Genomic DNA, 17,942 nt, shown 5'->3' with positions numbered 1-17,942 from the left:
TCGCCCACACCTCGCACCCACCCGCTCCTCGGGCGATCGTCACTGCACGCAGAACTCGTTGCCCTCCGGGTCCTGCAGGACGATCCAGAACTCTCCGTTCTCGTCCATCTCCTGGAGCACGGACGCGCCGAGCGAGACGAGGTGGGCCGCGTGCGACCGGACGTTGCCCACCCGCTCGGCCCCGTCCCCCTCGACCCCCACGTCGATGTGCATGCGGTTCTTGGCGGTCTTCGGCTCGGGGACCTGCTGGATGAAGATCCGCGGCCCCACGCCGTCCGGGTCCACCACCGCGTAGAACGCGTTGTAGCGGTCCGGGCTCATGCCCCAGGCCGCCATCGCGGCTTCCCAGTCCGCGAAACCCTCCGGCGGCGGCTGCTCGACGTAGCCCAACGCCTCGCACCAGAACGCACCCAGACCCCGCGGGTCCGCTGCGTCGAACGTGATCTGGACCGTGCGTGCCATGGCATCCCTCGTTCTGTCGCTCTCGCCGGGCCGGCGGCGCCTGCCCGGGCGGGCCCACCGCTCAGGCGGTGGCCGACTGCATCTGCCGCAGCTCCTTCTTGAGCCCGGAGATCTCGTCGCGCAGTCGCGCCGCGAGCTCGAACTGGAGCTCGGCCGCCGCCGCGTGCATCTGGTCGCTGAGCTCCTGGATGAGGTCCGCGAGCTCGCCGGCCGCGACCCCCGCCAGCCGGTTGGCGGTCGTCGCGCCTTCCTTGGGGCCGCCCGGTACAGGAGCGCGCCCCTTGCCGGGCTGCCGGTAGCCGCCCGCGAGGAGCTCCTGGGTGTCGATGTCCTCGCGCGCGAGCATGTCCGTGACGTCGGCGATCTTCTTGCGCAGCGGCGTGGGGTCGACGCCGTGCTCGAGGTTGTACGCGACCTGCTTCTCCCGGCGCCGGGTGGTCTCCTCGATCGCCTGGGCCATGGCCGGCGTGATCTTGTCGGCATACATGTGGACCTGGCCGGACACGTTACGAGCCGCACGCCCGATCGTCTGGATGAGGGACGTGCCGGAGCGCAGGAAGCCCTCCTTGTCGGCGTCGAGGATCGCGACGAGCGACACCTCGGGCAGGTCGAGCCCCTCACGGAGCAGGTTGATGCCCACCAGGACGTCGTACTCCCCCATGCGCAGCTCGCGCAGCAGCTCGACGCGGCGCAGCGTGTCCACCTCGGAGTGCAGGTACCGCACCCGGACGTCGCGCTCGAGGAAGTAGTCCGTGAGGTCCTCGGACATCTTCTTGGTCAGGGTCGTGACCAGCACGCGCTCGTTGCGCTCGACCCGCTCCCGGATCTCGTGCAGCAGGTCGTCGATCTGCCCCGTGGTCGGCTTGACGACGATCTCCGGGTCGACCAGGCCGGTGGGCCGGATGATCTGCTCGACCACGCCGTCGGACATCGAGAGCTCGTACTTGCCCGGGGTCGCCGAGAGGTAGACCGTCTGCCCGATCCGTTCGACGAACTCCTCCCAGCGCAACGGCCGGTTGTCCATGGCGCTCGGCAGGCGGAAGCCGTGGTCGACCAGGTTGCGCTTGCGCGACATGTCACCCTCGAACATCGCCCCGATCTGCGGGACCGTGACGTGGGACTCGTCGATCACGAGGAGGAAGTCCTCGGGGAAGTAGTCGAGCAGCGTGTGCGGGGCGGTGCCCGCCTCTCGACCGTCGATGTGCCGCGAGTAGTTCTCGATCCCGGAGCACGAGCCGATCTGGCGCATCATCTCGATGTCGTAGGTGGTCCGCATGCGCAGGCGCTGCGCCTCGAGCAGCTTGTTCTGCCGCTCGAGCTCGGCGAGCCGTTGCTCCAGCTCGGCCTCGATCGAGGTGATCGCACGCTCCATGCGCTCCGGTCCGGCGACGTAGTGCGTCGCCGGGAACAGGTTGACGCTCGTCTCCGAGCGGACCACGTCTCCCGTGAGCGGGTGGAGCAGGTGGATCGCCTCGATCTCGTCGCCGAAGAACTCGATCCGGATCGCGAGCTCCTCGTAGACGGGGATGATCTCGACCGTGTCGCCCCGCACGCGGAACGTCCCCCGGGTGAAGGCCAGGTCGTTGCGCGTGTACTGCATGGTGACGAACTGACGCAGCATCGCATCACGCTCGACCTGGTCGCCGACGTCGAGACGGACCATGCGGTCCACGTACTCCTGCGGCGTGCCGAGGCCGTAGATGCACGACACCGAGGCCACCACCACGACGTCTCGACGGGTCAGGAGCGAGGACGTCGCGGAGTGGCGCAGCCGCTCGACCTCGTCGTTGATCGAGGAGTCCTTCTCGATGTAGGTGTCCGTCTGCGCGATGTACGCCTCGGGCTGGTAGTAGTCGTAGTAGGACACGAAGTACTCGACCGCGTTGTTGGGGAGCAGCTCCCGGAACTCGGTGGCCAGCTGGGCGGCGAGGGTCTTGTTGGGAGCCATGACCAGGGTGGGGCGCTGCAGCTCCTCGATGAGCCACGCCGTGGTCGCGGACTTCCCGGTACCCGTCGCACCGAGCAGCACCACGTCCTTCTCGCCCGCTCGCAGCCTCTGCGAGAGCTCGGCGATGGCGGTGGGCTGGTCACCGGACGGCGTGTAGTCGGAGATGACCTCGAACGGGGCGACGGTGCGCTGAAGATCGGTGACGGGACGCATGGTTCCACGGTACGGCGAACCACCGACAAGCGAACTATCGACCGCCGCTAGCCCACGGTCGACGAACGCGCGACCCGAACGCGGACTTTCACCCGGCAAGGGATTTGGCGTGTCGCGACGGGGCCCAATACTGTGCCGGTGATCCTCGCGCATCTCCTGATATCCCCTGACAAACCAGACGTCGGGCCATCCTGGACCGTGGATTAGTACGTAGACCTTACTTTCGGCCTCGACCCCGGAGACATCGATGTTCCTCAGCCCGACGCGCAGGACACCCCAGCGCACCCTCCTCGGCGCGCTCGCCACCGGCGCCCTGACCACCGGCCTGCTGGGCCTCGGCGCGGCGCCCGCCCTCGCCGCCACGCCGCTGCCCGCGACCGCGCTCGGCAACGAGTGCCCCGACTTCACCGGCGGCCTCACGAACACGCCGCTGTTCACCGACAAGGGCGTGGCCGTGTTCGTCGGCGGCGACTACACCGCGCTGGGCGGGGCCAAGGAGTCCGAGGGCGTCCTCGTCTCCCAGGGCTCGGTGACCATCGACACGGGCGACCTGATGAACCTCGGGGTCGTCGGGGCCGGTTCCCAGTTCACGCCGGCGAGCGGCAGCGACATGGTCCTGGCCGCAGGTGCCGTGACCGTCAAGTCCGGACGGGTCGAGGTCGCCCACCGGCTCGACAAGGGCGGCAACGTCGTCGCCGGAGGCGCCATCGAGGGGACCTTCGAGCTCAACGGCGGCAAGAAGACCCCGCACTCCTCCGTGCCCGCACCGCAGGCCAAGGCCCTCCGGACCGAGCTCGGCAAGGTCTCGGCCGACCTCGCGAGCAAGCCCGCGACCGGTAGCCTCGCCGGCAAGGTCCTCACGGGCGACGGCTCGTCCGCGGTGCAGGTCTTCGACGTCTCCGCGGAGCAGGTGGCGGGCCTCGGCGGCGAGGTCACCTTCCAGAACGTCGGCACGTCCGCACCCATCGTCGTCAACGTCTCGGGCGCCACGCCGGACCTCTCGCTGAACTACATGGCGTCGGGCAGCGACCGGATCGACGCAGGGACCGCCCTCGGCAAGTGGGCCCCTCGTATCCTCTGGAACTTCCCCGACGCCACGAACCTCACCATGACGAGCAGCAGCCAGACGGTCGGTTCGATCCTCGCCCCGCAGGCCGACGTCGAGCAGAAGACCCACACCAACGGTCGCCTGTACATCGGAGGCGACCTGACCTTCGGAGGCCAGGGCGCCAGCGGCGGCCTCGAGCACCACAACTTCCCGTGGATCGGCTCGGCGACGCTCGGTTGCGACGTCCCGCCGGCCACCGTGACCCCGCCGGTCACCGAGACCCCCCAGCCCTTCACGCCCGGCGAGAAGACTCCCAGCACGCCGGTCCCGGCCAACCCGGTCGTGCCTCCGACCGCCACGCCGCCCACGGTCACGGTGGACAAGGCCGCCCCGGTCGCCGACCCCAAGCCGTCGCCGGGCGCCACGGCGCCCGCGAAGGCCGCTCGGACCGCGACCGGCCAGGAAGAAGGCGGCCTCGCGGCCACGGGCGCGCAGACGGCGCTGATCGTCGTGGTCGCTGCGGCCCTCCTCGCGGGCGGTACCTGGCTCGTCCTGCTGGCTCGCCGCAAGCGCGCCACGAGCTGACCCTCTGCTGAACGACGGCCGAGGCCCCCGGGGAGATGCTCCCCGGGGGCCTCGGCCGTCCGACGCGTCAGTGCTCGGCGCCCGCCGAGACCACCCGCGCGGCGTCGGGGGCGAGCCGACCGTCGAGGTCGGCCAGCGCCGTCTCGACGACGACCCGCAGGGCGCGGACGACGGCTGCGAGCGGCAGGGACCCGACGTCGGGCACGGGGCGTCCCGGCTCGCTGACGGCAGGCACGTGCACGAACCCGGCCCGGACCTCGTCCCGGCCGTCCGCCCAGCGCACGAGGTCGTAGAAGGTCGCGTTGCACACGTACGTCCCCGCGGTGCCCGACACCGCGACAGGTACCCCGGCCTCGCGCACCGCGACGAGCGACGGCTTGAGCGGCAAGGTCGTGAAGTAGGCGGCCGGGCCGCCCTCGACCACGGGCACGTCGACGGGGGCGGAGCCCTCGTTGTCGGGGATGCGCGCGTCGACCACATTGATCGCGACCCTCTCGAGGCGCACCACGTCCGCCCCTCCCGCGAGCCCCACGGCCACGACGACCCGCGGCCGGTACTCCTGGATCGCCGCGAGCAGGGCAGGCCAGGCTCCGGCGAAGGTGCACGGCAGCTCGACCGCGACGAGCGGCTCGTCCGCGTCCCACGCGTCGCGCAGTGCGCTCACGGCCTGCCAGGAGGCGTTGGTCGCGGCGCCGTCGAACGGCTCGAAACCCGAGAGCAGGACGGTCATGCGAGCTCTTCCGCGGTCTCGCGCACGACGCGCTCCCACAGGGCGTCGACCTCGGCACGCAGGGCCTCGGGCGTGCCGCTGCCGTCGAGCGTGACGTCGGCGACCGCGAGGCGCTCGGCGTCGCCGGCCTGCGCGGCGATGCGCGCCCTGGCCTCGTCCTCGCTCATGCCCCGTGACGTCACGAGGCGTCGGAGGCGTACGTCCTGCGGGGCGACGACCACGGCGACGAGGTGGAACGACTCGGCCTGGCCGGTCTCGACGAGCAGCGGGATGTCGTGCACGACCACGGCTCGCGGGTCGCGCGCCGCGACGAGGGCCTCTCGCTCGGCCGACAGACGACGGACCTCCGGGTGGACGATCGCGTTGAGCCGGCGCCGTGCCTCGTCGTCGCCGAACACGATGGTCCCCAGTCGTGCCCGGTCGAGCGACCCGTCGGGCGCGAGGACGCCGTCGCCGAAGGCTTCGACGACCTCCTCCAGACCCACGGTGCCGGGCGCGACGGCCTCGCGCGCGAGCACGTCGGAGTCGATGACGCAGGCCCCGAGCTCGGCGAACCGGTCGAGGGCCACGGACTTTCCTGCTGCGATCCCGCCGGTCAGGCCTACGCGAAACATGGGTCCATCCTGCCAGTCATGCCCCGTGCGCACGCCCTGGGGAGGCTCCGGCCTCCCCGGCCACGACGCGCAGCAGCCGCAGGAGCTCGTGCCGGTCGTCGGCGTCGAGGCGCGAGAGCAGGGTGCCCGCACTCGTCTCGCGCTCGGCGGCGACCGCCGCGAGGGTCTCCCGTCCCTCGTCGGTCAGCTCGACGAGCGTCGCGCGGCGGTCGGTGGGGTCGGGCAGCCGGCGCACGAGCCCGGCGGCCTCGGCGTCGTCGACCTTGGTCGTCACGGACCGGGGGGCGACGTCCAGGATGCCGGCGAGCGCGCCGGGGCGCTGCGGCCCTCCGCAGCGGTCGAGCACCCGGAGCATGCGGTACTGCCCGGGCGTGGTCCGGGCACGCTCGAGGCGCTCCCCCGCCTCTCTGCGGACGGCGCGCATCGCGGCGTGCAGGAGGGTGAGGAACTCGGCGTTCTCGGCGTCGAAGTCTGTCGTCACAGGCACGAGACTAGTCGCCCGACGGCCTCTTGTGAACCAACTCATGGTGAGGTAGGCTCACTAACGGCGTCGAGCCCCTCCTCCGCCGCCCCTCCCCTCCGACCCCCTGGAGGCCTCGTGTCCTTCCCCTCGTCCTTCGGTGGCGGCTCCGGCATGCGCACCTTCCGTCAGGACTCGTCCGTGGCCAAGCAGCGGCTGCACCGCGGCACGGTCCGGCGCATCCTCGGCTTCGCGCGCCCCTACAAGGCGCAGCTCGGGGTGTTCCTCGTGCTCATCGCCCTCAACGCCGCGGCCGGCGCCGTGACCCCGCTGCTGTTCAAGTCGCTCATCGACAACGGCATCACGGCCGGTCGCGTCGACGTCGTCGTCGAGATCTCGCTCGTCGTCGCCGGGATCGCACTCGCGTCCGGCCTGCTGAGCATCGGGGAGCGCTGGTTCTCCGCCCGGGTCGGCGAAGGCCTCATCTTCGACCTGCGCACCGCAGTGTTCGACCACGTGCAACGCATGCCGCTCGCCTTCTTCAGCCGGACCCGCACGGGAGCCCTCGTCCAGCGTCTCAACGGCGACGTCCTCGGAGCCCAGCAGGCGTTCACGTCGACGCTGTCCAACGTCTTCTCGAACCTGCTCACGGTCGTGTTCGTGCTCGCCGCGATGCTCTCGATGTCGTGGGAGCTGACCCTCATCGCACTCGCTCTGCTCCCCGTGTTCGTGCTGCCCGCCCGCTGGGTCGGCCGCAAGCTCGCCGGCATCACGCGCGAGAGCTACGCCCTCAACGCGGACGCCGCGCAGATGATGAACGAGCGCTTCAACGTCGCGGGCGCGCACCTCGTCAAGATCTTCGGGCGCCCCGAGCAGGAGTCGGCGACGTACGCCGACCAGGCCGGGCGGGTGCGCGACATCGGCGTGACCTCGGCCATGTACGCGACCGTGTTCCGCGTCGCCCTCACGACCGTTGCCTCGGTCGCCGTCGCGATCGTCTACGGGCTCGGAGGCGTCATGGCCATCCGGGGCACGCTCACCGTGGGGGTCGTCGTGGCCCTCACGGCCTACCTCGCCCGCCTCTACGGACCGCTCACCGCGCTGTCCAACGTCCAGGTGGACGTCATGACCGCGCTCGTGAGCTTCGAGCGCGTGCTCGAGGTCCTCGACCTCGAGCCGTCCGTCACCGACGCCCCGGACGCGCGCGACCTGTCCGACGACGTCTCCCACCACGGCGCGAGCCTCGCCCTCGAGCACGTCACCTTCCGCTACCCCGGCGCCGCCGACGTCTCGCTCGCCTCGCTCGAGGCCGTCGCGACAGTGAGCTCCGACCCGACGAGCGACACCCTCACCGACGTCACGTTCGAGGTCCCCGCTGGCGCGATGGTCGCGATCGTCGGCCCCTCGGGAGCGGGCAAGACCACGATCTCCCAGCTCGTCACGCGCATGTACGACCCCACCAGCGGCGCCGTGCGCATCGCCGGGCGCGACCTGCGGGAGGTCACCCAGCGCTCGCTCCAGGACACCGTGGGCGTCGTCTCCCAGGAGGCTCACCTCTTCCACGACACGATCGCAGGCAACCTGCGCTACGCCAGGCCGGACGCCACCGACGCCGAGCTGTGGACCGCGCTGCGCCAGGCGCACGTCGCGGATCTCGTCGAGTCCCTGCCCGCCGGGCTCGAGACAGTGGTCGGCGACCGCGGCTACCGGCTCTCGGGCGGTGAACGTCAACGGCTCGCGATCGCGCGCCTCTTCCTCAAGGCGCCGGCCCTCGTCGTGCTCGACGAGGCGACCGCCCACCTCGACTCCGAGTCCGAGGCGGCCGTCCAGCTCGCGCTCGACGCGGCGCTCGACGGGCGGACGTCCCTCGTCATCGCGCACCGTCTGTCCACCATCCGTCAGGCCGACATGATCGTCGTGCTCGACCAGGGCCGCGTCGTGGCGACCGGTACCCACACCGACCTCCTCGTCAGCGGCGGGCTCTACGCCGAGCTCTACCGGACGCAGTTCGCGACGCGGGACACGGTGAGCCCGCCGTCCGACGAGACGCTCGGTCCCCAGGACGACGAGGAGAGCATGGCGGTCTGACGGGAGGCCGAGGTCAGGCGAACCGGCCGAGCCACAGCCCTGCGAGGGCGAGGGCCGCGATCGTCTCACCGTCACGGACGGTCCCCCGGGAGATCATGCCGAGCACCTCGTGGAACGGCACGGCCTCGACACGGGAGATCCCCTCCTCGACCTGACTCGTGGACTGCCCCCGCGCCGCGTCCGTGGCCTCCGACGCGTCACTGGCCGCTCGCCCGGGCAGCGGCCCCGTCAGCCCCCGAGCCACGAACACGTGCTCGGGGGCTTTCGCGAGCCCGTTGAGGGCGTCCATGCCCCCGACCCGCACCCACTCCCGGGCACGGAGCCCCGTCTCCTCGAACAGCTCACGCTGGGCGGCGACGAGCGGCTCCTCCCCGTCGCTCGCGCCGGCGGGCACCTCGATCGAGAGCGCGTCCGTGGCGTAGCGGTGCTGCGTCACGAGGACGACCTCGTCGTCGTCGGTGAGGGCCACCACGAAGACCGCGGGCCAGCGCAGCTCGACGACGCCGTAGATGCCCGGCGCCCCGTCGGGGCGGATCACCCGATCCTCCCGCACCCTCATCCACGGGTTCTCGTACGCGGTGCGGGAGCTCTCGGTGATCCACGGCATCGTCCCAGCCTAGACGGCGATCCTCGCCCGTGGTCCCGCCGACGGCCTGCGCACGCGCCCCACCCCGGGCACGACGAAGGCCCGCCACCCGAAGGTGGCGGGCCTCGTCATGACATCACCCCAGCCCGGAGGCCGGGAGGAGATCAGTTACCGGTGAGCTTCTCGCGCAGAGCGGCAAGAGCCTCGTCCGAGGCCAGCGTGCCGGCAGCCTCTTCCTGGACCGGGGTCGAGGAGTAGGTGGCAGCGGAGCTGGCGGACGACTCGCCCGAGGTCGCAGCCTCGTCGTCGGCCTTGAGAGCCTCGGCGACCTGCTTGCGGTGAGCCTCCCAGCGCTCGTGAGCCTTCGCGTACTGCGACTCCCACGTCTCGCGCTGCGCCTCGAAGCCCTCGAGCCACTCGTTGGTCTCGGGGTCGAAGCCCTCGGGGTACTTGTAGTTCCCCTGCTCGTCGTACTCGGCAGCCATGCCGTACAGCGCGGGGTCGAAGTCGTCCGACTCCGGGTCCACGCCCTCGTTGGCCTGCTTGAGCGACAGCGAGATGCGGCGACGCTCGAGGTCGATGTCGATGACCTTGACGAAGACCTCGTCACCGACGTTGACGACCTGCTCGGGCAGCTCGACGTGGCGGACAGCCAGCTCGGAGATGTGCACGAGGCCCTCGATGCCGTCCTCGACGCGCACGAACGCACCGAACGGGACGAGCTTCGTGACCTTGCCCGGCACGACCTGACCGATGGCGTGCGTCCGGGCGAAGGTCTGCCACGGGTCCTCCTGCGTCGCCTTCAGCGACAGGGAGACACGCTCGCGGTCGAAGTCGACGTCCAGGACCTCGACCGTGACCTCCTGGCCCACCTCGACGACCTCGGAGGGGTGGTCGATGTGCTTCCAGGACAGCTCGGAGACGTGCACCAGACCGTCGACGCCGCCGAGGTCCACGAACGCACCGAAGTTGACGATCGAGGAGACGACACCGGGGCGCACCTGGCCCTTCTGCAGGGTCTGCAGGAAGGTGGAGCGAACCTCGGACTGCGTCTGCTCGAGCCACGCACGACGCGACAGGACGACGTTGTTGCGGTTCTTGTCGAGCTCGATGATCTTCGCCTCGATCTCCTTGCCGACGTACGGCTGGAGGTCGCGGACGCGGCGCATCTCCACCAGCGACGCGGGCAGGAAGCCGCGCAGGCCGATGTCGAGGATGAGGCCGCCCTTGACGACCTCGATGACGGTGCCGGTGACGACGCCGTCCTCTTCCTTGATCTTCTCGATCGTGCCCCAGGCACGCTCGTACTGAGCGCGCTTCTTGGAGAGGATCAGGCGACCTTCCTTGTCCTCCTTCTGGAGGACGAGGGCCTCGACTGCGTCACCGACCTTGACGACGTCCCCGGGGTCCACGTCGTGCTTGATGGACAGCTCGCGGGAGGGGATGACGCCCTCGGTCTTGTAGCCGATGTCGAGGAGAACCTCGTCACGGTCGACCTTGACGATCGTGCCTTCGACGATGTCACCGTCATTGAAGTACTTGATGGTGGCGTCGATGGCGGCAAGGAAGTCCTCTTCGGTGCCGATGTCGTTGATGGCAACCTGAGGTGCGGACTTCGCGGGGGTGGAGATGGTCATTGAGTTCGATGCTCCGATGCGGACAGGAAGTAGTTCGGATAGGGATGCTGCTGTGGTGGTCGCCACCGGTGACCTCCGCTCCGAGCACGGAACGGCCCCGCCACGACGAACACGACGGACGCGTCACGTCTCAGGCAGGAGGTAGGGCGGTAGGCGCACTGCACCGTCAGACATCCTATCGACGGAAAGGCGACGGGGTCAAAGGGAGCCGCGTCTGTGCACGCGCTCTCACCCGTTCGGGGTCGAGCGTGCCGGTCGGCGGCCCGTCGACCGACGCGCGACGGCCGCTCGTGGGTGCCACGAGCGGCCGTCCGCGGTGCGGGAGCGTGCGTCAGGACAGGGCGTGCGCGACCCGCAGCAGCTCGGCGGGCACGTGCTTGACCTTGCCCGCGATCTCGTCGAGCGGGACGAGGACGACGCTCTCCCCGCGCAGCGCGGTCATGACCTTCGACTCCCCGCGCGAGATCGCGTCGACCGCGGCCACGCCGAAACGGCTGCCGAGGATACGGTCCGTGGGGGTCGGCTCCCCGCCACGCTGGACGTGGCCGAGCACGGTCAGGCGCGTGTCGAACCCCGTGCGCTTGGCGATCTCGGCCGACACGCGCTCACCGATCGAGCCCGCGATGATCTCGCCGTACTTGCCGAGCTCCTGCGTGAAGTTCATGCTGCTGCCCTCACGCGGCACGGCGCCCTCGGCGACCACGACGATCGAGAAGTTGGCGTGCGCACGGTGACGGTGGCGCAGGAACTTCTCGATGGCGTCCATGTCGAACGGGTCCTCGGGGGCGAGCACGACCTCGGCACCGCCGGCGATACCGGCGTTGACGGCGATCCAGCCCGCGTGGCGGCCCATGACCTCGACGACCATGACGCGGTTGTGGCTCTCCGCGGTCGTGTGGACCCGGTCGATCGCCTCGGTCGCGATGTTGACGGCCGTGTGGAAGCCGATCGACAGGTCGGTGCCCTCCACGTCGTTGTCGATCGTCTTGGGGATCGCGACGATGTTGACGCCCGCGTCCGCGACCTTGCTGGCGGCGTGCAGCGTGCCGTCGCCACCGATGCAGATCATGGCGTCGAGACGCTCGGCCTCGACCGTCGCGAGGACCGCGTCGATGCCGCCGTCGGAGGCGTGCGGGTGGAAGCGGGCGGTCCCCAGGAGGGTTCCGCCCACGGGCAGCACGTTCCGGATGTCCTGGCGTCCGAGCGGGACGATGTCGCCGTCGACGACCCCCTTCCACCCGTTGCGGAACCCGATGATCGTGTGCCCGTACTCGCCCATCCCCTGCTTGACGACAGCCCTGATGGCCGCGTTCAAACCGGGGCAGTCCCCGCCACCTGTGAGCAGACCGATGCGCAACTCGAACCTCGTCTCGTGATGAGTGATCGTCGGAAGGCGGACCAGCGCCATCGCTCGACCGACCAACCCCCACCCTATCGATCACCAGCGGCGATGCCGCGGAACGACCCTCCTCGCGAGACGATGGATGCATGACGGATGAGACGATCGGGTCGGTCGGGTACCGCGACGTGCCCGCGGAGCAGGGTGGGGCCGCGGGCCGCACGTGGTGGGACGCCAACGCGCAGGAGTACCTCGACGAGCACGGCGACTTCCTCGGCGCGGTCGACTTCTGCTGGTGCCCCGAGGGGCTGCGCGAGTCGGAGGCCCACCTCCTGGGCGACCTCGACGGCCGCCGGGTGCTCGAGGTCGGAGCCGGCGCGGCCCAGTGCTCGCGCTGGCTCGCGTCGCGCGGCGTCGAGGTCGTCGCGACCGACGTGTCGGGCGGGATGCTCGCCACGGGTGCACGGCTCAACGCGTCGACGGGCGTCGCCGTGCCGCTCGTGCAGGCCGACGCACGCCGGCTACCGTTCGCGGACGCGAGCTTCGACGTCGCGTTCACGTCGTTCGGGGCCATCCCCTTCGTGCCCGACGCCGCCGCGATCCACCGCGAGGCCGCTCGCCTCCTGCGTCCCGGCGGGGCGTGGGTGTTCTCGGTGACCCACCCGTTGCGCTGGGCGTTCCCCGACGACCCGAGCGAGCACGGCCTGACGGCGCACCGCTCGTACTTCGACCGCCGACCCTACGTCGAGACCGACACGTCCGGTCGCGTCGCGTACGCCGAGTACCACCGGACGATCGGGGACCACGTGCGTGAGGTCGTGAGCGCAGGGCTCGTGATCGAGGACGTGGTCGAGCCCGAGTGGCCGGCCGACAACCAGGAGGTCTGGGGCGGCTGGGGACCGGTCCGCGGTGCCTACCTCCCGGGGACCGCCATCTTCCGGACGCGCCGGTCGGGCTGACGCGGCGAGGTTCCGCGTCGGCGAGGCGCGCCGGAGCTGTCAACATGGGTTGACGCAATGCCAACCGTCAACCTATGTTGACACAGTGGCCACGGCCACCCGACCGGAGGACACCCGATGAAGGAGCCCGACATGACGATGCTCGTCCGCGCGGCCGACGACGACGACCCGCTGCGCGCCCTCGCGGCGCTGCGCGAGCTGCGGTCCGAGGCCGACCGCCGCGAGGCGCTCGTGGTGCGCCGCGCCCGTTCCCGAGGCGTCTCCTGGGCCGCCATCGCGACGATCCTCGGTGTCAGCCGCCAGGCCGTCCACAAGAAGTACGGCGGGTCCCGGTTCGCCCGGTCGTGAGCCCGCAGCGACGAGGAGGCCTCCGCCGTCGTCGGGCAGCGCTGCAGCCTCCCGACGACGGCCGACCGGACCTCAGTGGCCCGCTTCGTGCCAGGTGCGTCCCGCACCCACCGAGACGTCCAGCGGGACCGAGAGCTCGGCCGCCGCACCCATCTCCCGGCGCAGGAGCTCCTCGACGGTGTCCCGCTCCCCCGGCGCGACCTCGACCACGAGCTCGTCGTGGACCTGCAGGAGCAGGCGCGAGCGCAGGTCCTGCTCGTCGAGCGCGCGCTGGACGCCCAGCATCGCGACCTTGATGATGTCGGCCGCGCTGCCCTGGATGGGGGCGTTGAGCGCCATGCGCTCCGCCATGTCGCGACGCTGGCGGTTGTCGCTCGTGAGGTCGGGCAGGTAGCGACGACGCCCCAGGATGGTCGCGGTGTACCCGGTGACCCGGGCCTCGTCGACGACGCCCGTGAGGTAGTCGCGCACGCCGCCGAAGCGCTTGAAGTAGTCCTCCATGAGGCCCGCTGCCTCTCCGACGGAGATGCCCAGCTGCTGCGAGAGGCCGAACGAGGACAACCCGTACGCCAGACCGTAGGACATCGCCTTGATCTTGGAGCGCATCGCCGGGGTGACCTGGTCGGTCGGGACGTCGAACACGCGCGAACCCACGTAGCTGTGCAGGTCCTCGCCCGAACGGAACGCCTCGATGAGGCCCTCGTCGCCCGACAGGTGCGCCATGATGCGCATCTCGATCTGGCTGTAGTCCGCGGTCAGCAACGTCTCGTAGCCCTCGCCGACCACGAACGCGCGGCGGATCCGCCGACCCGCCTCGGTGCGAATGGGGATGTTCTGCAGGTTCGGGTCCGTCGAGCTCAGCCGCCCTGTCGCCGCGATCGTCTGCTGGAACGTCGTGTGGATGCGCCCGTCGGGAGCGACGGACTTGAGCAGGCCCTCGACCGTCTGCCGCAGGCGCGTGGCGTCGCGGTGCGCGAGCAGGTGCTCGAGGAACGGGTGCCCCGTCTTGGCGAACAGGTCCGCGAGGGCTGCCGCGTCCGTGGTGTAGCCGGTCTTGATCTTCTTGGTCTTGGGCATGCCCAGCTGGTCGAACAGGACTTCCTGGAGCTGCTTGGGCGAGCCCAGGTTCACCTCGCGGCCGATCACGTCGTAGGCCTCGGACGCGGCGGTCGCGACGAGCTCACCGAAGTGCTTCTCGAGCTCGGTCAGGTACTCGACGTCCGCAGCGATGCCGCGCGACTCCATGCGAGCGAGGACGTCGACCAGCGGAAGCTCGAGATCCCTGAGCAGGTGGTCCGCGCCGCGGTCGCGCAGCTCGCCCACCAGGACCTCCGAGAGGTCGAGGACGCCGACGGCGCGCACGGCGTCCCGCTTGTCCTCGCCCGAGCCGTCGAGCGAGAGGTCGAGCGCCCCCTGGGGCTCGTCGACCTCCTCGACCCGCAGCTCGCGCTTGAGGTGCCGGATCGCGAGGTCCCCCAGGTCGTAGCCGCGCTGGTCGGGGTGGCAGAGGTAGGCCGCGAGCTCGGTGTCGAACACGACACCCTGCAGGTCGAAGCCGCGCGCGGCGAGCTCGTGCCACGTGGCCTTGGCGCCGTGGACCACCTTGGGCGCGTCGGCGTCCGCGAGCCACGCCGCCAGGGCTTGCTCGTCGACGACCGCGACGTCGGCGAGGTCGACCGCGACCGCAGCGGCGCCGTCGTCCGCCACGGCGAGCGACCACGCGTCACCGCCCACGGGGGCGGCCTTGCCCGCCACCACGAGCCCGACCGGGCGCTCCTTGCGCGCGGTGAGCCACGCACCGAGCTCACCCTGCCCGAGCGCGGCGAGCGAGACGTCGAAGCCTTCCTCGACGTCCTCCTCCCCCTCCGGGGCGAGCGCGAACAGGCGCTCGCGCAGAGCCGTGAACTCCAGGGCGTCGAACACGCGGTGCATCGCCTCGCGGTCCCAGGGCTGGGCCAGCAGGTCGTCCGGGCCGAGCGGGAGCTCCATGTCCGTCAGCAGGGCGTTGAGCTGCCGGTTGAGGCGCACCTGGTCGAGGTTGGCCCGCAGGTTCTCCCCCGCCTTGCCCGTGATCTTGTCGGCCGAGGCCAGCACGCCGTCCAGGCCGTCGTACGCGTTGATCCACTTGGCCGCCGTCTTGGGACCCACGCCCGGGATGCCCGGCAGGTTGTCGCTGGTCTCCCCCACGAGTGCGGCGAGGTCCGGGTAGCGCTCGGGCGGGACGCCGTACTTCTCCAGGACCGCGTCCGGGGTCATGCGCGCGAGCGTCGAGACACCGACCTTCGGGTAGAGCACCGTCACGTCCTCGCGGACCAGCTGGAAGGAGTCGCGGTCGCCCGAGCAGATCAGGACCTCCATGCCCACGGCCGCGGCCTGGGTCGCGAGGGTCGCGAAGATGTCGTCCGCCTCGAAGTTCTCCTTCTGCAGGACGGGGATGTTGAGCGTCGCGAGGATGTCCTTGATGAGCGGGACCTGACCCTTGAAGGGCTCCGGGCTCGCGTCGCGCGTGCCCTTGTAGGTCGGCAGGACCTCGGTGCGGAACGAGGCTCGCCCGGCGTCGAACGCGACCGCGACGTGCGTCGGCTTCTCGTCACGCAGCAGGTTCGTCAGCATCGAGACGAACCCGTAGACGGCGTTCGTCGACTGGCCGGTGGTCGTCGAGAACTTCTCGACCGGCAGGGCGAAGTAGGCCCGGTAGGCCATCGAGTGTCCGTCGATCAGCAGGAGGCGAGGTCGCGCAGTGGTGGTCACGAGTGCAAACCTATCCGCTATGACTGACACGCACGGAGCCGAGAGCCCGACCATCTCCCCCGACGACGCAGCGCTCGCGGCGCTGCGTGCGAGCACCGTGGGCACCCTCATCGAGCGCATGGGCATCACCCTCGACGACGTCGCCCCGGACCGCGTGACCGGCAGCATGCCGGTCACCGGCAACACCCAGCCCGCCGGACTGCTGCACGGCGGCGCCTCGGTCGTGCTGGCCGAGACCCTGGGCTCGATCGCGGCGCAGATCCACGCGGGCGAGGGACGCGCGGCCGTGGGCATCGAGATCAACGCCACACACCACCGTGGCGTGCGCTCGGGCTCGGTGCACGGCGTCGCGACGGCGCTGCACCTGGGACGGACCACCGCGAGCTACGAGATCGTGGTGGTCGACGACGAGGGGCGGCGCGTGTGCACCGCGCGCCTGACCTGCATGGTGCTCGACGGGCGCTGAGGCCCGCCCGACCACCAGGCGCACGAAGGGCCCGGCTCGAAGGATCGAGCCGGGCCCTTCACGTGTCGGGGTCAGCGGGTCGCAGGCTCGCTCACGAGCGGGGCGTCGAGACCCGCGGCGGCCTCGCGACGGTAGTCGTCCTGGAAGGCGCGCAGGTCGACCGGACCCGTCTGACCGTCGGTCCGCGCCTTGCGACGGCGTGCGATGAGGTCCTCGAGACTGCGCGCGCCACGGCGCAGGGTGCCCGAGTCCGCGGCGAGCCGACGCTGGAGCACCGACGTCGAGACGACACGATGCCCGGCGGCGGGTGCGAAACCGAGCCGCGCGAGGAATCGCTGCACGCCCCGGGAGCCCGGGATCGGCACCGAGAAGACGTCGATCGCGCCGTGCTCGGCTGCGAGCTCCGCGGTCGCCGTGAGCAACGCGTGACCCACCCCGCGTCGCCGCGCGTCCTGCGACACGTAGAGCGCCTCGATGTACAGGCTGGGCTCGTCGTTGAAGAGGTGCGGGTCGAGCACACGGGCGAGGAGGAAGCCGACCGGGACGTCGTCGTGGAACGCCACGAGCGCCGTGCCGCCGGGGACGGACAGCAGCACCCGGAGCTGGCGGACCAGCTTGGACTCGTCCGAGAGGCAGACCTGAGGACCGGCCGCGGACTCGCGACGTGCCTCGGCACAGAGTGCAGCGACACCAGGGAGGTCGTTGCCGACCGCAGGCCTGACCACTACTGCTGCACGCACGTGGAACCTCCTCGTAGGATCCTCCGACCTCGGAGCACCCCGGCGGCAGCAGAGCTGTCTGCCACCGACGAGCGCCCCCGGTCATCGATCGACTGATGCTTCGTGGGAGTCCGGATCGTCGAACTCATCGTCCTGGACACCTGTCCATGACCATAGCCTTCTTGAGCGTCCCGAACAAAGAGGCTGTTCACGACCCGGTTCGCGACGTGCCGCACCGGATCAGGCGCCGCCGACCTGCTCGATGACGGCGTCCGCGACCTCTCGCATCGTCAGACGACGGTCCATGGACGTCTTCTGGATCCAGCGGAACGACTCGGGCTCGGAGAGACCCATCTTGGTCATGAGCAGACCCTTCGCGCGGTCGACGCGCTTACGGGTCTCGAACCGCTCGGCCAGGTCTGCGACCTCGGACTCGAGCGCGCTGATCTGCGAGTAGCGGGAGATCGCGATCTCCACGGCGGGCAGCAGGTCCGCGGGGCTGAACGGCTTGACGACGTACGCCATGGCGCCGGCGTCCCGCGCGCGCTCGACCAGCTCGGTCTGCGAGAACGCCGTCAGCAGCACGACGGGCGCGACGTGCGCCTTGCCGATGCGCTCGGCCGCCGAGATGCCGTCGAGCTCGGGCATCTTGACGTCCATCACGACGACGTCGGGCTTGAGCTCGAGCGCGAGCCTGACCGCGGTCTCGCCGTCCCCCGCCTCGCCGACGACGTCGAAGCCCGCCTCGCGGAGCGTCTCGACGACGTCCATGCGGATCAGCGCCTCGTCCTCGGCGACGACGGCACGGCGGGCAGGGCGACCGCCCGACGGCGCAGCGGGCGCCTCGGCCTCGACGCTCGGTTCGGGCTTGATCAGGGGGGGCAGGTCGAGCGGTGCCGTGGCATCGGGCTGCGCGTTGTCGTCACTCACGTCCCTCATCGTAGTGGGAGAACACCCCGTTCGCCCCGCGCTGTGGGTGTGATTCTCGT

The 17,942-nt window shown here is 70.8% G+C and carries 16 protein-coding genes; 5 read left to right on the top strand and 11 right to left on the bottom strand.

What is annotated here, in order from left to right:
- Window positions 1-39: 39 nt before the first annotated feature.
- Window positions 40-462, bottom strand: a complete 423-nt coding sequence (locus tag JOD48_RS09965; protein ID WP_191790327.1) for a VOC family protein — start codon at window positions 460-462, stop codon at window positions 40-42.
- Between the two features lie 61 nt (window positions 463-523).
- Window positions 524-2,623: an excinuclease ABC subunit UvrB gene (gene uvrB / locus JOD48_RS09960; RefSeq protein WP_191790326.1), complete on the bottom strand. Its 2,100-nt coding sequence runs from the start codon at window positions 2,621-2,623 to the stop codon at window positions 524-526.
- A gap of 247 nt (window positions 2,624-2,870) precedes the next feature.
- Here uvrB and JOD48_RS09955 point away from each other — a divergent pair, with 247 nt between their 5' ends.
- Complete coding sequence (locus tag JOD48_RS09955) at window positions 2,871-4,256, top strand: choice-of-anchor A family protein (protein ID WP_204808809.1); 1,386 nt, start codon at window positions 2,871-2,873, stop codon at window positions 4,254-4,256.
- Between the two features lie 67 nt (window positions 4,257-4,323).
- Here the strand turns inward: JOD48_RS09955 and JOD48_RS09950 are convergent, their stop codons facing one another.
- Genes JOD48_RS09950 through JOD48_RS09940 form a run of 3 tightly spaced genes read right to left on the bottom strand, consistent with a single transcriptional unit; the run spans window position 4,324 to window position 6,081 of the window.
- Complete coding sequence (locus tag JOD48_RS09950) at window positions 4,324-4,986, bottom strand: pyroglutamyl-peptidase I (RefSeq protein ID WP_204808807.1); 663 nt, start codon at window positions 4,984-4,986, stop codon at window positions 4,324-4,326.
- Window positions 4,983-5,600: a dephospho-CoA kinase gene (coaE, locus tag JOD48_RS09945; protein WP_191790323.1), complete on the bottom strand. Its 618-nt coding sequence runs from the start codon at window positions 5,598-5,600 to the stop codon at window positions 4,983-4,985. Before coaE ends, JOD48_RS09950 begins: the two co-directional genes overlap by 4 nt.
- 16 nt (window positions 5,601-5,616) lie before the next feature.
- Window positions 5,617-6,081: a MarR family winged helix-turn-helix transcriptional regulator gene (locus JOD48_RS09940; RefSeq protein ID WP_307824083.1), complete on the bottom strand. Its 465-nt coding sequence runs from the start codon at window positions 6,079-6,081 to the stop codon at window positions 5,617-5,619.
- A gap of 153 nt (window positions 6,082-6,234) precedes the next feature.
- Here JOD48_RS09940 and JOD48_RS09935 point away from each other — a divergent pair, with 153 nt between their 5' ends.
- Window positions 6,235-8,148 (top strand): ABC transporter ATP-binding protein, encoded by a 1,914-nt coding sequence (locus JOD48_RS09935; protein WP_191790321.1) that lies wholly within the window; start codon window positions 6,235-6,237, stop codon window positions 8,146-8,148.
- A 13-nt stretch (window positions 8,149-8,161) separates the two neighbouring features.
- Here the strand turns inward: JOD48_RS09935 and JOD48_RS09930 are convergent, their stop codons facing one another.
- From JOD48_RS09930 to JOD48_RS09920, 3 genes are all read right to left on the bottom strand, one after another.
- Complete coding sequence (locus JOD48_RS09930) at window positions 8,162-8,755, bottom strand: NUDIX domain-containing protein (RefSeq protein ID WP_191790320.1); 594 nt, start codon at window positions 8,753-8,755, stop codon at window positions 8,162-8,164.
- A 143-nt stretch (window positions 8,756-8,898) separates the two neighbouring features.
- On the bottom strand, window positions 8,899-10,371 hold the full coding sequence (rpsA, locus tag JOD48_RS09925; RefSeq protein WP_191790319.1) for a 30S ribosomal protein S1: 1,473 nt from the start codon (window positions 10,369-10,371) through the stop codon (window positions 8,899-8,901).
- Between the two features lie 331 nt (window positions 10,372-10,702).
- On the bottom strand, window positions 10,703-11,728 hold the full coding sequence (locus tag JOD48_RS09920) for a 6-phosphofructokinase (RefSeq protein ID WP_191790318.1): 1,026 nt from the start codon (window positions 11,726-11,728) through the stop codon (window positions 10,703-10,705).
- A gap of 131 nt (window positions 11,729-11,859) precedes the next feature.
- Here JOD48_RS09920 and JOD48_RS09915 point away from each other — a divergent pair, with 131 nt between their 5' ends.
- Both JOD48_RS09915 and JOD48_RS09910 read left to right on the top strand, forming a co-directional pair.
- Window positions 11,860-12,669: a class I SAM-dependent methyltransferase gene (locus tag JOD48_RS09915; RefSeq protein WP_191790317.1), complete on the top strand. Its 810-nt coding sequence runs from the start codon at window positions 11,860-11,862 to the stop codon at window positions 12,667-12,669.
- A gap of 132 nt (window positions 12,670-12,801) precedes the next feature.
- On the top strand, window positions 12,802-13,017 hold the full coding sequence (locus JOD48_RS09910) for a helix-turn-helix domain-containing protein (protein WP_225226919.1): 216 nt from the start codon (window positions 12,802-12,804) through the stop codon (window positions 13,015-13,017).
- A gap of 72 nt (window positions 13,018-13,089) precedes the next feature.
- On the opposite strand, the gene polA is transcribed toward JOD48_RS09910, so the two are convergent.
- Window positions 13,090-15,822 carry a DNA polymerase I gene (gene polA / locus JOD48_RS09905; protein ID WP_204808805.1) on the bottom strand — a complete coding sequence of 911 codons (2,733 nt, stop codon included), beginning with the start codon at window positions 15,820-15,822 and terminating at the stop codon, window positions 13,090-13,092.
- Between polA and JOD48_RS09900 the strand changes: the two genes are divergently transcribed.
- Complete coding sequence (locus tag JOD48_RS09900; RefSeq protein ID WP_191790314.1) at window positions 15,788-16,234, top strand: hotdog fold thioesterase; 447 nt, start codon at window positions 15,788-15,790, stop codon at window positions 16,232-16,234. The genes polA and JOD48_RS09900 overlap by 35 nt on opposite strands.
- Window positions 16,235-16,305: 71 nt before the next feature.
- Here the strand turns inward: JOD48_RS09900 and JOD48_RS09895 are convergent, their stop codons facing one another.
- On the bottom strand, window positions 16,306-16,974 hold the full coding sequence (locus JOD48_RS09895; RefSeq protein WP_191790313.1) for a GNAT family N-acetyltransferase: 669 nt from the start codon (window positions 16,972-16,974) through the stop codon (window positions 16,306-16,308).
- Window positions 16,975-17,193: 219 nt separating this feature from the next.
- Window positions 17,194-17,892: an ANTAR domain-containing response regulator gene (locus JOD48_RS09890; RefSeq protein WP_191790312.1), complete on the bottom strand. Its 699-nt coding sequence runs from the start codon at window positions 17,890-17,892 to the stop codon at window positions 17,194-17,196.
- Window positions 17,893-17,942 lie beyond the last annotated feature (50 nt).

Source organism: Oerskovia paurometabola, assembly GCF_016907365.1.
In the GTDB taxonomy this organism is placed as follows: domain Bacteria; phylum Actinomycetota; class Actinomycetes; order Actinomycetales; family Cellulomonadaceae; genus Oerskovia; species Oerskovia paurometabola.
This window is presented reverse-complemented; position numbering and strand designations above follow the sequence as displayed.

Coding starts and splice junctions, on each gene's coding strand:
- JOD48_RS09965 (WP_191790327.1), bottom strand. CDS start 462: ATGGCACGCACGGTCCAGATCACGTTCGACGCAGCGGACCCGCGGGGT.
- uvrB (WP_191790326.1), bottom strand. CDS start 2,623: ATGCGTCCCGTCACCGATCTTCAGCGCACCGTCGCCCCGTTCGAGGTC.
- JOD48_RS09955 (WP_204808809.1), top strand. CDS start 2,871: ATGTTCCTCAGCCCGACGCGCAGGACACCCCAGCGCACCCTCCTCGGC.
- JOD48_RS09950 (WP_204808807.1), bottom strand. CDS start 4,986: ATGACCGTCCTGCTCTCGGGTTTCGAGCCGTTCGACGGCGCCGCGACC.
- coaE (WP_191790323.1), bottom strand. CDS start 5,600: ATGTTTCGCGTAGGCCTGACCGGCGGGATCGCAGCAGGAAAGTCCGTG.
- JOD48_RS09935 (WP_191790321.1), top strand. CDS start 6,235: ATGCGCACCTTCCGTCAGGACTCGTCCGTGGCCAAGCAGCGGCTGCAC.
- JOD48_RS09930 (WP_191790320.1), bottom strand. CDS start 8,755: ATGCCGTGGATCACCGAGAGCTCCCGCACCGCGTACGAGAACCCGTGG.
- rpsA (WP_191790319.1), bottom strand. CDS start 10,371: ATGACCATCTCCACCCCCGCGAAGTCCGCACCTCAGGTTGCCATCAAC.
- JOD48_RS09915 (WP_191790317.1), top strand. CDS start 11,860: ATGACGGATGAGACGATCGGGTCGGTCGGGTACCGCGACGTGCCCGCG.
- JOD48_RS09910 (WP_225226919.1), top strand. CDS start 12,802: ATGACGATGCTCGTCCGCGCGGCCGACGACGACGACCCGCTGCGCGCC.
- JOD48_RS09900 (WP_191790314.1), top strand. CDS start 15,788: ATGACTGACACGCACGGAGCCGAGAGCCCGACCATCTCCCCCGACGAC.
- polA (WP_204808805.1), bottom strand. CDS start 15,822: ATGGTCGGGCTCTCGGCTCCGTGCGTGTCAGTCATAGCGGATAGGTTT.
- JOD48_RS09890 (WP_191790312.1), bottom strand. CDS start 17,892: ATGAGGGACGTGAGTGACGACAACGCGCAGCCCGATGCCACGGCACCG.